Origin of the sequence: Streptomyces sp. NPDC023723 (assembly GCF_040639815.1) — a bacterium.
In the GTDB taxonomy this organism is placed as follows: domain Bacteria; phylum Actinomycetota; class Actinomycetes; order Streptomycetales; family Streptomycetaceae; genus Streptomyces.
The window spans coordinates 78,994-91,380 of the sequence record NZ_JBFAAP010000003.1; the positions used below are offsets into that span (position 1 = coordinate 78,994).

A 12,387-nucleotide genomic window follows, 5' to 3' on the forward strand; every position below is an offset into this window, starting at 1 on the left:
ATGCCTAACATTGACATCCGCAAGGACCTTCACATCCGCAAGGACCTTCACGTCCGCAGGGACCTTCACGTCCGCAAGGACCTCCGCGTCCCGATGCGCGACGGCGTCACCCTCGCCGCCGACGCCTACACCGCGCCCGACGACGACACCCCGCGCCCGGCCCTCGTCGCGCTCAGCCCCTACGGCAAGGAACTCCAGGCCCTCGCCCTCACCACGCCCCCGCAGCGCCGCCCGAGCCCGATGTGGGACGGCTGCATAGAGGCCGGCGACATCCGGCGCGTCGTCCAGGAGGGCTACGTGCACGTCATCGGCGACCTGCGCGGCTCCGGCGCCTCCGAGGGCGAGCACATCGGCAACTACAACGCCGGCGGCGTCTCCCTCGGCCAGGACGCCCACGACTTCATCGAGTGGGTCGCGGCGCAGCCGTGGTGCGACGGCAACGTCGGCATGATCGGCATCTCCTACTTCGGCTCGATGCAGGTGCTGGCGGCGGCCGAGCGCCCGCCGTCCCTGAAGGCGATCTTCGTCAGCGGCGGCCACTACGACTTCTACGAGACGACGTACCACGGCGGTGTCATGTGGTTCATGCCGCGCGCCGCCCGGGAGGGGCGCGGCGGCGACTCCGGCTGGGCGTTCACCGACCGGGTGCGGTCCCGGATGCTGGAGACGTTCTCGCCGCAGGAGATCAAGGAGCGGGTCGCCAGGCGGCTGGCCGACCCCGACGTGGCCGCCTGGCCGAACCTGGTCCATGTCCTCAACTACCCCACCAACCACGAGGCATGGTTCGACATCGTCATGAACGAGGTCGACGGCGACTGGTACGAGGAGCGCAACCCGATCACCCTCGCGCCGAACATCGACATCCCGGTCTGGCTCCAGATCGACCAGGGCCGGGGCTGGACGATGGACGGCACCATCGAGCTGTTCCACGCGCTGAAGGGCCCGAAGAAGCTGGACATCGGCCCGTACCCGCCGATGCAGTCGCGCCCCTTCGTCGAGGAGCACGACAAGATGTTCCGCTGGTACGAGTACTGGATCAAGGGCATCGACAACGGGGTCATGGACGAGCCCGCCGTCACCGTCCACGTCGAGGGCTCCCGCGAGACGGTCACCGGCACCAGCTGGCCGCCGAAGGACGTCGAGCACCGCGCCCTCCACCTGCGCCCGCGCCGCAGGCTGTCCTTCGAGCCGGAGCCGATGGGCGCCGAGCACGCCGCCCCCGACGGCTTCTACCAGGCACCGCTGACGGTGACCGACAAGGTGGAGATCCTCAGCTGGTCCACCGCCCCGTTCACCGAGCCGACCGAGCTGATCGGCCAGGGCGCGGCGCACCTGTTCGCCGAACTCGACCAGAGCGACACCAACTTCATCCTCCGCCTGTGGGACGAGGCCCCCACCGGCGGCCGGCAGCTGATCACCTCCGCCTACCTCAAGGCGTCGCACCGCGAACTGGACGAGCGGCGCACCCGCGAGGGCGACCCGTACCACCCGCACACCCGGGCGGTGCCGGTCGAACCGGGGACGGTCGAGGAGTACGTGCTGCGCATCTACCCGTTCGCGGCCACCCTCCGGCCCGGCCACCGGCTGGTCGCGGAACTCTCCAACGCCGAACCGCTCGCCGACGAGCACAACGCGCTGCTCCCGCCGGACGCCTTCCACCTGCCGGTCGGCCGCCCGGTCACGCACAAGATCTACCGGGACGCCGACCACCCGTCCCGCCTGGTCCTGCCCTTCACGGTGTGACCGGTCACCCGCCTGTCCCCCGGTTCGTCCCCTAGCTCGTCCCCCAGCCCATCCCCCGCTCGTCCCCTGCTTGTCCCCCTGGTGAGCCACAAGCAAGTGCGCGCCAGGGGGTGACGCTTTCTCATCCGCCGATCCATAGCGTTCTGTTCGTGGCCGCAGGGCCCGGAACACACCGCTTACGGGAGGCAGAGATGAACCGCGTGATCAGGGCAACCGCCGTCGCCGCACTGTGCACCAGCTTGGCCGGCGCCGCCCTCGTGGCCGGCACCGTCTCCGCCCCGGCGGCGGACCGGTCCGGGGCCGCGCGCACCCAGACCGGGAAGATCCGGATCGACGGGTACTCGGTGAACGTCTCCTGCTCGGGCGACGCGCGGGCGAAGGGGCCGCTCGTCCTGCTGATGGCCGGCGGCGGCGACGGACTGGACACCATGGCCGGCCTCCAGAAGACACTGAGCGAGAAGTCCCGGGTCTGCTCCTACGACCGGCTCGGCGAGGGCGCCAGCGACCAGCCGGCCGGCCTCCAGACCGTCAACGACAGCGGCCGGATCCTCACCGGCGTCCTGGACCGCCTGGCCGGCCACCGCCCGGTCGTCCTGGCCGGCCACTCGCTCGGCGGCTACCTCGCCGCCCGCTACGCCCCCGCCCACCGGGACCGGATCAAGGGCCTGGTGCTGCTGGACGCGACCATTCCCGCCCTGACCGCGGGCCTGAACAAGGCGATCCCGCAGTCGGCCACCGGCCTGGCGGCCGAACTGCGCGACCAGACCCTCGCGGCCAACCAGGGCCAGAACCCCGAGCAGCTCGTCATCGCCGACACCGAGGTCCGCTCGGCCGGCCGCATCCCGGTGCGGATCCTCAAGCACGAGTCGCAGTACGCCGAGGTCCCCGAGTACGGACCCGCCCTGGAAGAGATGTGGACCGCGGGCCAGCGGCAGTGGCGCGCACTGTCCCCCCGCGCCACGCTGCGCACCGCCCCGGGCACCGGCCACTACATCCACGTGGACCGTCCCGACCTCGCCGTCGGGGCCATCCGGAACGTCACCGCCCAAGCCTCCCGCTGACCGACCACCAGACCGGCCGCCAGACCGACCGTCAGACCCACCGTCAAACCGACCGTCAGACCCACCGCCAGACCCACCGCCAACAAGACCGGAAAGTTCTCCCATGCGATTCATATGGCAGCTCCTGGCCGTCGTGGTCATCTCCATGGCCGGCGGCCAGGCCACCGCCGCGGTGGACGGCAACCCGTGGCTCCAGCTGGTCATCGGCGGTCTCTCCGCCGTCCTCGCCGTCCTCCTCTACGGCTGGGTGGTCCGGCGCACCGAGCACCGCCCGTCCACCGAGGTGGGCCGGGAGGGCGCGCCGGCCGCGCTCGGCCGCGGGGTGCTGATCGGCGCCGCGATGTTCACCGCCGTCATCGCGAACCTCTTCGTCGGCGACTACTACGAGGTCGACGGAGTGGCGTCGCCGTCCGGCGCGGCCGGACTGCTCGGCTTCATGGCCGCCGCCGCCGTCACCGAGGAACTGCTCTACCGGGGCGTGCTGTTCCGCTACGTCGAGAAGCTCACCGGCACCTGGATCGCGCTGCTCCTGACCGCGCTGGTGTTCGGCGGCATGCACCTGCTCAACCCGGACGCCAGCCTGTGGGGCGCCGTCGCCATCGCGGTCGAGGCCGGCGGCATGCTCGGCGCCGCCTATGTCGCCACCCGCCGGCTGTGGGTGCCGATCGGCGTGCACTTCGGCTGGAACTTCGCCGCGTCCGGTGTCTTCAGCACCGAGGTCTCCGGCAACGACACCCAGCAGGGCCTGCTGGACTCCGCCACCCACGGCCCGGTCGCGCTCACCGGCGGCGACTTCGGCCCGGAGGGCAGCGTCTACTCGGTGCTGTTCGGCGTGATCGTGACGATCGTGTTCCTGTCGCTGGCCCGCAACCGCGGCCACCTCGTCCCCCGCCGCCGCGCCGACCGCCAGGCCGCTCTCGCTAAGCTCGCCCGGTGACCTCGGTGACCGCCCTGCGCGCAGCCCTCGTCCGCCGCGGCGGCTGGCGCCGGCTGGACGTGACGGCCTGGTACCTCCCGCTCGGCCCGGTGCTGCTGGCCACGTCGTTCCTCCCCTCGTTGCAGAGCCACGGGACCCGGCTCGGCGGCGTGCCGGACCGGCCGTTCGACGCGCTGGCGGTGGCGGTCATCGCCCTGGAGAGCCTGCCGCTGACGCTGTTCCGGCGGTGGCCGGTGACCGGCCTGTCCCTGGTGTCGGCGGGCTTCGCGCTCGACCAGTTGCTCGGCTACCACTCGGTGGCCGGTACGGCGATGGCCTTCGCGCTGCTGGCCGCCGGCTCCCGGATCGACCGGCACCGCCGGGCCACCGTCCTCGTCCTCTCCGCGGCGTACGCGGTGCTGGCCGTCAGCCTGGCCCGGCTCGGCCCGGGGGAGTCGGCGAGCGGGTTCGTGATGTTCTACGGGGTGACGGCCCTGGTGTGGGCCGCGGGGTCGTGGCTGCGCACCGCCCGGCTCGCGGAGGCCGAACGCCGGCTGCGGGTCGCCGAGGAGTCCCGGATCGCCGAACGCACCCGGATCGCCCGTGAGTTGCACGACGTGGTCACCCACCATGTGACGGCGATGGTGGTGCAGGCGGAGGCGGCCCGCTATCTGACCGCCGCGCCCGACCGCCTCGAACAGACCCTGACCGCCGTCTCGGACACCGGCCGGCAGGCCATCAGCGACCTGCGGCACCTGCTCGACCTGCTCAACCCGGACCACGGCACCCGGCCGCCCGAGGACCGCGCGCCGCATGTCGGTACCCTCGGCACGCTGGTGGAACAGACCCGACGGGCGGGCCAGCCGGTGGAGTTCACCGAGGAGGGCACCGCTCCCCAGGCGGCCGGCAGCGCCCAGCTGGTCGCGTACCGGGTGGTGCAGGAGGCCCTCACCAACGCCCTCAAGTACGCCCACGGCATCCGCACGTCGGTCGCGGTGCGGCACGGCGAGAAGGAGACGACCGTGGAGGTCGGCACGGAGGCGACCGGTTCGGGGGCGGGGTCCCCCGGCGGCAGCGGGCGCGGGCTGGCCGGGCTGCGGGAGCGGGTCGAGCTGCTGGGCGGCGAGTTCAGCGCGGGCCCGCGCGCGGGCGGCGGCTTCGTGGTCCGGGCCCGCATCCCCGCCGGGAGCCCGTCATGAGCGCGGCGCCCACCCGGGTCCTGGTCTGCGACGACCAGATGCTGATCCGCACCGGCCTGGTGACGATCATCGACGCCCAGCCCGACATGGAGGTGGCCGGCGAGTGCGGCGACGGCCGGGCCGCCGTCGACCTGTGCGCCGAACTGCGCCCGGACGTCGTGGTGATGGACATCCGGATGCCCGGCCTGGACGGCATCGAGGCCACCCGCCTGCTGGCCGGCGCCGGGGTGGCCCATCCCGTCAAGGTCCTGGTGGTGACGACGTTCAACCTCGACGAGTACGTCTACGAGGCGCTGCGCGCCGGAGCCGGCGGCTTCCTCCTCAAGGACGCGCCGCCGGACCGCCTGCTGCTCGGCATCCGCACCGTCGCCTCCGGCGCCGCCCTGCTCGACCCCGACGTCACCCGCCAACTGGTCGGCAAGTACGCCGCCCGCATCCGCCCCACCGACGCCGGCCCGGCCGGGGACGTCCCGCTCACCCCCCGGGAACTGGAGGTCCTGCGCCTGATCGCGGACGGCCGGTCCAACACCGAGATCGCCGCGGCCCTGCTGATCAGCCGGGAGACCGTCAAGACATTCGTCTCCCGCATCCTCACCAAACTCGGCCTGCGCGACCGCGTCCAGGCGGTGGTGTACGCCTACCGGCACGGCCTGGTGACGTAACCCTCCCGGTATTCCCCGTACTTTCGGCAGTGTCCGGGTCCGGTCCGCGTCCCTAGGGTCGGGTTCCGTGAGGTCACTGATCAGGTCGGGGGTGCCGCCGCTCGTCGCCGCGGCGGGGACGGTCGTGCTGAGCGCCGCGAGTCCGTGGTGGGCGGTGGCGACGGCGGTGCTGGCGGGCCTGGGCGGCGCGCGGCCGGGGTCCGGGCGGGCGGCGGCCGGGGTGCTGGCGGGCGTACTGGGCGTGGCCGTCGGGGCGGTGGGTCTCGTCCCGTCGTGGATCGGGTACGGCGACCGGTTCGTGGCCGTGCTGGTCGGGGCGGGCGTTCTGCCGTGGTGCGCGGGCCGGTTCCGGCGCCAGTACCGGGCGCTGGTGCGGGCCGGCTGGGAGCGGGCCGAGCACCTCGAACGCGAACAGCGGCTGGTGGCCGACCAGGCCCGACTGCGCGAACGCGCCCGGATCGCCCAGGACATGCACGACCTGCTCGGCCACGACCTCAGCCTCATCGCCCTGTCGGCGGGCGCCATGAAACTCGCTCCCGGCCTCTTGGCCGAACACCGGGAGGCCGCCGGGGAGATACGGGCCCGCGCCGCCGCGGCCGTCGACCGCCTCGGTGAGGTGATCGGCATTCTGCGGGAGGACGCCGCCCCGGCGGCCACCGCCCGTGTCGAGGACCTGGTCGACGGCGCGGCGGCGGCCGGGCTGCCGGTCACCCTGACCATCGAGGGCGAGCCCGGCGACCTGCCCCCGGCCGCCGAACGGGCCGTGCGCCGGGTGGTGCAGGAATCCCTGACCAACGCGGCCAGGCACGCGCCGGGCGCGGCGGTTTCGGTGGCGGTGCGGTACACGGCGCGGGAGGTGGCGGTGCGGGTGACGGACGAGGGCACGGGTGCCGGTCCGGTGCCGGGCGGCGGGCGCGGACTCATCGGGCTGGACGAACGGGTCCGGCTGGCCGGGGGTGCACTGGCGTATGGCCCGCGGGGGGCCGGTTTCGCGGTCACCGCGCAGGTGCCCCGCGCCCCCGGGGCGGCGCCTGCGCCCCGCCTGGCGACGCTGCCCCAGGAGCACCAGCGCGAACGGCGGCGGCTCAGGCGCGTCGGGTGGGCGGCCCTCTGGATGCCGCTGACCGCTGTCGTCCTGCTCGGCGCGGGGCTGCGAGCCTGGGACGTGTACCTGGTCCGGGCGTCGGTGCTGCCCCCCGACACCTATGCCGGCCTGCGCACGGGCCAGGACCGGGCACGGCTGGCCCCGCTGCTCCCGGCCCGGCAGTCGCCGCACCGCCCGGCCGCGCCGGCCCCCTCGGGCACCCGGTGCGAGTATTACGCGATGACCGCGAACCCGTTCGCCGACGACTCGGGCGACGTCTACCGTCTCTGTTTCCACGCGGACCGGCTGGTGCTGAAGCAGAAGGTCTCCCCGTGAGCCGGGCGGCCCGGGCGGCCCGAGTGCTGATCGCCGACGACGAACCCCTGGTCCGTGCGGGCGTCCGCGCGGTCCTTTCCACCGACCCCGGCCTCGAGGTCGTCGCCGAGGCCGCCGACGGTCACCAAGCGGTGGAGCTGACCCGCGGCCACCGACCCGACGTGGCCGTACTGGACATCCGGATGCCGGGCCTGGACGGTCTGGGCGCCGCGGCGGAGATCCGCCGGACGGTGCCCGGCACCGGCATCGTGATGCTGACGACGTTCGGTGAGGACGAGTACATCCTGCGCGCCCTCGGCGACGGCGCGGCCGGCTTCCTCGTGAAGTCCGGCCCGCCCGAGGAACTGGTCGCCGGGGTACGGGCCGTGGCCGACGGCGCCGCCTATCTGTCACCCAAGGTCGCGGCCCGGGTGATCGCCCACCTCGCGGACCGGGGCAGCGGCGCGCGGGCCGAGCGCCGCGCCGCCGCCCGCGACCGGGTCGCCGCCCTCACACCCCGGGAGCGGGAGGTGCTGGCCTTCCTCGGCGCCGGGCTGACCAATGGGCAGATCGCCCGCCGACTGGGCCTGGTCGAGGGCACGGTGAAGGCGCACGTCAGCTCCGTCCTGGCCCGGCTGGCCGTGGACAACCGGGCCGCGGCGGCCGTGGTCGCCCACGAGGCGGGGATCGTCGTACCGCCGTCCGGACCGGGCCAGTAGGACGGTCGCGGCGCGGGTGGCGGGCGGCAGGGCGAGCGGCAGCAGGGCCGCCGTGGCCGCGGCCCCGAGCGCCGCGCCGGCCAGTACGTCGTGCGGGTAGTGGACGCCCGCCGCGACCCGGGCCACCGCCACGGCCGCCGCGAGCGGCAGGGCGACAGCGGCCAGCCGGGGACGGAGCGCGGCCAGGCCGACGGCGAGCCCGGCGGCCAGCGTGGCGTGGTTGCTGGGGAAGGACCAGTCGCCGGTCACCGGGCACTCGGCGACCGGTGCGGCCCCCCGCACCGCCCGGCAGGGCCGCTCCTCGTCCACCACCAGCTTCAGCGCCTCACTGACCGCGTAGGCCACCGCCGTACCGGCGACGGTGAGGCCGGCACCGGCGACCGCACGGGCGGCACGGTCCCGCAGCGCCGTCCAGCCCAGGTGGACGGCGAGCAGGCCGAGGACGGCCAGCAGCCCGTCGCCGGCCATGTCCGCCACCGCGGCCACCCAGGACGGCGCGTCGGCCACGGCCCCGTTCACCTGCCGGAACACCGCGGCCGAGGCCCCGCCGGTCACCCGGACCGGCCGCGCCTGTCCCAGCCCGCCCGGATACAGCAGCGCGACCGCTGCGGCGCCCAGCAGCAGTGCGGCCACGGCACGCGGGACGGCCGTCCGGGAGGTTCTCGTCTTGTCGGTCGTACGGGCCGACGCCGTCGTGTCAGTCATACGGCCCGACGCTAGGGACGGCCCCCCGGCACCACCCGGGCCGAAGGAGCCGCCGGACCCCCGACCTTCGTCACCCTTGACACGGCCGGCACCTGCCCCGCCGCCCTTCCGGCGCCCGAGGGAGGCATCCGCGCAGAATCTACAGACATGTAGAAGTTAGGCTGTCCGCAGTCGGCCCGACAAGCGGGGCGGTGGCAAGGAGTGTGGGAGACATGGGCATCGTCGCCTGGCTGGTACTGGGACTGCTCGCCGGAGCGATCGCGAAACTGATCCTGCCCGGGCGGGACCCCGGCGGCTGCGTCGGCACGACGGTGACCGGCATCGCCGGTGCCTTCCTGGGCGGCTGGCTGTCGGCGACGTTCCTGGACCGGCCGGTGCGGCAGGACTTCTTCGACGCCGCGACCTGGGGCTCCGCCGTCGTCGGCGCCCTGGTCCTGCTGATCGCCTACCGGCTGCTGTTCGGCCACTCCCGGCGCTGACGGCCCGCACCGCACCACCGACCCGGCACCAGAACCGAGAAGGAGTACGCCATGGGAGTTTCCCTGACCAAGGGTGGCAACGTCTCGCTCAGCAAGGAGGCCCCGGGACTGACCGCCGTCCTGGTCGGCCTCGGCTGGGACGTGCGCACCACGACCGGCACCGACTACGACCTGGACGCCTCCGCGCTGCTCCTGGACGCCGCCGGCCGGGTCCCCACCGACCAGCACTTCGTCTTCTACAACAACCTCACCAGCCCCGACGGCTCGGTCGAGCACACCGGCGACAACCTCACCGGCGAGGGCGAGGGCGACGACGAGTCGGTGAAGGTCGACCTGGCCGCCGTGCCCGCCGGCATCGACCGGATCGTCTTCCCGGTCTCCATCCACGACGCCGAGAGCCGCGGCCAGAGCTTCGGCCAGGTCCGCAACGCCTTCATCCGGGTCGTCAACCAGGCGGGCGGCCAGGAGATCGCCCGCTACGACCTCTCCGAGGACGCCTCCACCGAGACCGCGATGGTCTTCGGCGAGCTCTACCGGCACGGCACGGAGTGGAAGTTCCGCGCGGTGGGCCAGGGCTACGCCTCCGGTCTGGCGGGCATCGCGGCCGACTTCGGCGTCAACGTCTGAGCGAGCGGAGGAATACGGTTCCGCTTCTCGGGCAGGCGCCCCCGGTCACCGCTCATTCAGCCGGCAGATGGGAAGCGTTCTCCTTCATGGCCGAGGGACCGGACTCGACGACCGCGGAACCAAGCGCCCCGGCGACCCCCCGGAGCCCCAGCGGCCCCCGGGGTGCCCGCCGGGGCTTTCCCTCGGCGCCGGCCCGGTGCGGCCGCGTCGACGGACTGGACGGACTGCGTACCCTCGCCGTGGCGCTGGTCCTCGTGTACCACGTGGAGCCGGACCTCATGCCGGGCGGCTCGGTCGCCGTGGACCTGTTCTTCACCATCAGCGGCTTCGTCATCACCCGGCTGCTGCTCGCCGAGTACGTCCGCACCGGCCGCATCGCGCTGCTGTCCTTCTACCGCCGGCGCTGGCGCCGCCTGGTCCCCGCGCTGCTGGTCCTGTGCGCGGTCTGCGCCGTACTCGGCGCGGCCACCTCCCTGTGGGCCTTCGACGGCGCCTGGCAGGCGGCGGGCCTCGCGGCGGCGTTCGTCGTCAACCTCGTACGCGCCGCGCAGCCGGGACCGTACTCCGGCCTCACCGGCCCGCTCGCGCACACCTGGTCGCTCGGCGTGGAGGAGCAGTTCTACCTGCTGTGGCCGCTGATCCTGCTCGCCCTGCTGCACCGGCTGCGGGCCCGCGCCGTCCTGCTGTGCACGGCCGCCCTGTGCGCGCTGCCGGTCCTGTGGCGCTGCGTCCTGTGGGCGCCCGACGCCGCGCACCGCATCTACAACGGCACCGACACCCGGGCCGACCAGTTGCTGGCCGGCGCCCTGGTGGCGGTGGTGCTGGCCCGGCTGCGGGCCGACGATCCCCGGCTGGCCCTCCTGCGCACCTGGACGGCCCGGCTGTGCTGGCCCGCCCTCGCCCTGCTGCTGCTGGTGGGCTGGCGGGTGCCGGTCACCCAGGACGCCGGCGCCTGGACCGCGCTGTGGTACACCGCCGGTTTTCTCGCGGTGGCGGCCGTCTCCGCCACCCTGGTCACCGCCCTGGAACTGCACCCCGACGGCCGCCTCTCCCGCCTGCTGTCCCTGGCCCCGCTGTCCTGGACCGGCCGCAACCTCAGCTACGGCCTCTACCTGTGGCACTACCCCGTCGTCCGGCTGCTCGCCTCCCTCGGCATGACGGAGGGCCGGCTGGCGACGACGGTGCTGCTGACCGGGGTGCTGGCGCTGCTGTCGTACTGGTTCGTCGAGCGGCCGGTACTGCGGCGCGGGCGGCAGCGGAAAACCACCGGACAGCGAGGAGACACGAATGTTCGAGGGCTTCGAGACAGCGCGGGTCGAGGTCGCTGACGCGTCCGTCTGCCGGCACCTGCCCGACGCTGGTCCTCTGGTCCGGCCACCACATGGCGGAACAGGCCCCCGCGGAACTGACCGCCTTCGTCCACTGAACGCCACCCGGCCCGGACCCGCCCTACACCGGACCGCCGGACGGCCCGACCGCCGCTGAGCGCCTCCCGCGCGACTCCGCCACCCGCAGCACGTCGGCCAGACACTCGCACAGCCGGATCGCCGCGTACCGCACCTCGGCGTTCGGGGTCAGCGGGTCGCTCAGCACCCGGCCGGCGGCACCGAGCACGTCCGCCGCCACGGCGAGCTGCCGGGCCTCCGTCTCGTCAGCGAGCCGCGAGACGATCCCGCCGTCGTCACCCGGGGCGAGGAAGCAGGGCTTGCCTTCGGCGGACAGCCAGGGCAGCAGGCGCAGTTCGACGGGTGCGCTCATGCCGCCGCCTCCAGCACGTAAGGACGGACGAGGCGGGTCGCGGCGCCGTCGAGGGGAACGTGCCGGCAGTACGGGGAGTGCGGGAGGTCGAGACAGTCGGGCGCGGTGATCGGTGGGACGTGGCGGTGGCGAGGGCCGCCCGCCCGGTGGATGCCGGTGCCCGGACCGAGCAGAAGGCTCAGTTTCCGGGCGACGCGACGGATAAGGTCGTACATGTCGACGCTCCTCAAGCAAGCGTTGGCCGTGCCCCGGGGCCCTGCCAGGCCGCCGGGGTGTTCTCCGATCACCTTGCTACAGGACGCGTTAGGTAGCAATAGGAAGCATGCGGTTGCACCCGTACGTGGTGCGCTGCGATGCACCGCCTTAGCGTGCAGACATGGCTGACGAACACGACTGGACACCCGACCCGGCGAGTCACGTCTACGTGTACGTGCAGGTCGTGCACCACATCGCTGGACAGATCCGGTCGGGACGGCTTCCGGCGGGCGCTCGCCTCCCGGCCGAGCGCGACCTCGCCGATCAGTACGGCGTGGCCGTCAACACCGTGCGTCGAGCCATCCGCGAGCTGCGCGACCAAGGACTGCTGATCACCGTTCCCGTCAAGGGCACCTTCGTGCGCGCGGAGGAACCTCCCGCCGACCCGCCCCAGGATCAAGACGGCCCCACCGGCTGACACCACGTCGCCCCGCGTCTTGCCGCGTTCCGGCCCGAGGCGCACACCGGTGCAGCACCGTAGAGGGATGACTGCTCCCCCGCGCTACGAATACGTCAAGCTGGCAGACGCCATCGCCGCCGAGATCGCCGCCGGCAAGCTGCCCCAAGGAGCGGCGCTGCCGGGCGAGCGGGCCATGACGGAGCTGTACGGCGTCAGCATCGGCACCGTGCGGCGGGCCGTCGTCGAGCTGCGCAAGCGCGGCCTCGTCGCCACGCTCCCCGCGAAGGGCACCTATGTGATCGGGACCCCTGAGTCACCCGCCGACCCGGGATCCGGCGACTGACCGTCACGCCGATCCGGCCGGGAGGCGTACGTGATCTTCGCCTGCCGTTCACCGTCCCGTCCACCGGTCCCGGCCGCGTGATGGGACGATCCGGCCGCAGTGGACGTACCCACCCGTACCG

At 73.6% G+C, this 12,387-nt stretch carries 14 protein-coding genes and 1 pseudogene; 12 read left to right on the top strand and 3 right to left on the bottom strand.

Annotated features, from left to right (window positions below; all coding sequences use genetic code 11):
- The 7 genes from AB0G32_RS05390 (at position 1) to AB0G32_RS05420 (ending at position 7,699) form a co-directional block, all read left to right on the top strand.
- Entirely contained in the window at positions 1-1,743 is a 1,743-nt protein-coding gene (locus AB0G32_RS05390) for a CocE/NonD family hydrolase (protein ID WP_361158437.1), read from the top strand.
- Between the two features lie 191 nt (positions 1,744-1,934).
- Complete coding sequence (locus AB0G32_RS05395) at positions 1,935-2,804, top strand: alpha/beta fold hydrolase (RefSeq protein ID WP_361158440.1); 870 nt, start codon at positions 1,935-1,937, stop codon at positions 2,802-2,804.
- 103 nt (positions 2,805-2,907) lie between these two features.
- Positions 2,908-3,741 carry a type II CAAX endopeptidase family protein gene (locus AB0G32_RS05400; RefSeq protein ID WP_361158443.1) on the top strand — a complete coding sequence of 278 codons (834 nt, stop codon included), beginning with the start codon at positions 2,908-2,910 and terminating at the stop codon, positions 3,739-3,741.
- The gene (locus AB0G32_RS05405) at positions 3,738-4,919 is read left to right on the top strand and encodes a histidine kinase (protein WP_361158446.1); all 1,182 of its coding nucleotides are present in this window, start codon (positions 3,738-3,740) and stop codon (positions 4,917-4,919) included. Before AB0G32_RS05400 ends, AB0G32_RS05405 begins: the two co-directional genes overlap by 4 nt.
- A complete protein-coding gene (locus AB0G32_RS05410) occupies positions 4,916-5,581 on the top strand; it encodes a response regulator transcription factor (RefSeq protein ID WP_361158449.1) in 666 nt (221 codons plus the stop codon). The genes AB0G32_RS05405 and AB0G32_RS05410 overlap by 4 nt, the downstream gene beginning before the upstream one ends.
- A gap of 67 nt (positions 5,582-5,648) precedes the next feature.
- On the top strand, positions 5,649-7,001 hold the full coding sequence (locus AB0G32_RS05415) for a histidine kinase (RefSeq protein WP_361158452.1): 1,353 nt from the start codon (positions 5,649-5,651) through the stop codon (positions 6,999-7,001).
- On the top strand, positions 6,998-7,699 hold the full coding sequence (locus tag AB0G32_RS05420; protein WP_361158455.1) for a response regulator transcription factor: 702 nt from the start codon (positions 6,998-7,000) through the stop codon (positions 7,697-7,699). The genes AB0G32_RS05415 and AB0G32_RS05420 overlap by 4 nt, the downstream gene beginning before the upstream one ends.
- A gap of 51 nt (positions 7,700-7,750) precedes the next feature.
- Here the strand turns inward: AB0G32_RS05420 and AB0G32_RS05425 are convergent.
- Positions 7,751-8,404, bottom strand: a pseudogene (locus AB0G32_RS05425) (phosphatase PAP2 family protein); the annotation flags it as partial.
- A gap of 212 nt (positions 8,405-8,616) precedes the next feature.
- On the opposite strand from AB0G32_RS05425, the gene AB0G32_RS05430 reads away from it, so the two are divergent.
- The 3 genes from AB0G32_RS05430 (at position 8,617) to AB0G32_RS05440 (ending at position 10,838) form a co-directional block, all read left to right on the top strand.
- Complete coding sequence (locus AB0G32_RS05430) at positions 8,617-8,883, top strand: GlsB/YeaQ/YmgE family stress response membrane protein (protein ID WP_361158457.1); 267 nt, start codon at positions 8,617-8,619, stop codon at positions 8,881-8,883.
- Between the two features lie 51 nt (positions 8,884-8,934).
- Positions 8,935-9,510 carry a TerD family protein gene (locus AB0G32_RS05435; RefSeq protein WP_361158460.1) on the top strand — a complete coding sequence of 192 codons (576 nt, stop codon included), beginning with the start codon at positions 8,935-8,937 and terminating at the stop codon, positions 9,508-9,510.
- A gap of 86 nt (positions 9,511-9,596) precedes the next feature.
- Positions 9,597-10,838, top strand: a complete 1,242-nt coding sequence (locus AB0G32_RS05440; protein ID WP_361158463.1) for an acyltransferase — start codon at positions 9,597-9,599, stop codon at positions 10,836-10,838.
- A 121-nt stretch (positions 10,839-10,959) separates the two neighbouring features.
- Here the strand turns inward: AB0G32_RS05440 and AB0G32_RS05445 are convergent, their stop codons facing one another.
- Both AB0G32_RS05445 and AB0G32_RS05450 read right to left on the bottom strand, forming a co-directional pair.
- Positions 10,960-11,268: a hypothetical protein gene (locus tag AB0G32_RS05445; RefSeq protein WP_361158465.1), complete on the bottom strand. Its 309-nt coding sequence runs from the start codon at positions 11,266-11,268 to the stop codon at positions 10,960-10,962.
- Positions 11,265-11,483: a hypothetical protein gene (locus AB0G32_RS05450; RefSeq protein ID WP_361158468.1), complete on the bottom strand. Its 219-nt coding sequence runs from the start codon at positions 11,481-11,483 to the stop codon at positions 11,265-11,267. The genes AB0G32_RS05445 and AB0G32_RS05450 overlap by 4 nt, the downstream gene beginning before the upstream one ends.
- 161 nt (positions 11,484-11,644) lie before the next feature.
- Here AB0G32_RS05450 and AB0G32_RS05455 point away from each other — a divergent pair, with 161 nt between their 5' ends.
- Both AB0G32_RS05455 and AB0G32_RS05460 read left to right on the top strand, forming a co-directional pair.
- Positions 11,645-11,941: a winged helix-turn-helix domain-containing protein gene (locus AB0G32_RS05455; protein ID WP_361158471.1), complete on the top strand. Its 297-nt coding sequence runs from the start codon at positions 11,645-11,647 to the stop codon at positions 11,939-11,941.
- 67 nt (positions 11,942-12,008) lie between these two features.
- Positions 12,009-12,266 (top strand): winged helix-turn-helix domain-containing protein, encoded by a 258-nt coding sequence (locus tag AB0G32_RS05460; RefSeq protein ID WP_361158474.1) that lies wholly within the window; start codon positions 12,009-12,011, stop codon positions 12,264-12,266.
- Positions 12,267-12,387: the final 121 nt, after the last annotated feature.

What these genes read in the sequence shown, in the direction of transcription:
- AB0G32_RS05435 (WP_361158460.1), top strand. Translation starts at nt 8,935, where the DNA reads ATGGGAGTTTCCCTGACCAAGGGTGGCAACGTCTCGCTCAGCAAGGAG.
- AB0G32_RS05450 (WP_361158468.1), bottom strand. Translation starts at nt 11,483, where the DNA reads ATGTACGACCTTATCCGTCGCGTCGCCCGGAAACTGAGCCTTCTGCTC.
- AB0G32_RS05440 (WP_361158463.1), top strand. Translation starts at nt 9,597, where the DNA reads ATGGCCGAGGGACCGGACTCGACGACCGCGGAACCAAGCGCCCCGGCG.
- AB0G32_RS05445 (WP_361158465.1), bottom strand. Translation starts at nt 11,268, where the DNA reads ATGAGCGCACCCGTCGAACTGCGCCTGCTGCCCTGGCTGTCCGCCGAA.
- AB0G32_RS05455 (WP_361158471.1), top strand. Translation starts at nt 11,645, where the DNA reads ATGGCTGACGAACACGACTGGACACCCGACCCGGCGAGTCACGTCTAC.
- AB0G32_RS05430 (WP_361158457.1), top strand. Translation starts at nt 8,617, where the DNA reads ATGGGCATCGTCGCCTGGCTGGTACTGGGACTGCTCGCCGGAGCGATC.
- AB0G32_RS05460 (WP_361158474.1), top strand. Translation starts at nt 12,009, where the DNA reads ATGACTGCTCCCCCGCGCTACGAATACGTCAAGCTGGCAGACGCCATC.
- AB0G32_RS05390 (WP_361158437.1), top strand. Translation starts at nt 1, where the DNA reads ATGCCTAACATTGACATCCGCAAGGACCTTCACATCCGCAAGGACCTT.
- AB0G32_RS05395 (WP_361158440.1), top strand. Translation starts at nt 1,935, where the DNA reads ATGAACCGCGTGATCAGGGCAACCGCCGTCGCCGCACTGTGCACCAGC.
- AB0G32_RS05400 (WP_361158443.1), top strand. Translation starts at nt 2,908, where the DNA reads ATGCGATTCATATGGCAGCTCCTGGCCGTCGTGGTCATCTCCATGGCC.
- AB0G32_RS05410 (WP_361158449.1), top strand. Translation starts at nt 4,916, where the DNA reads ATGAGCGCGGCGCCCACCCGGGTCCTGGTCTGCGACGACCAGATGCTG.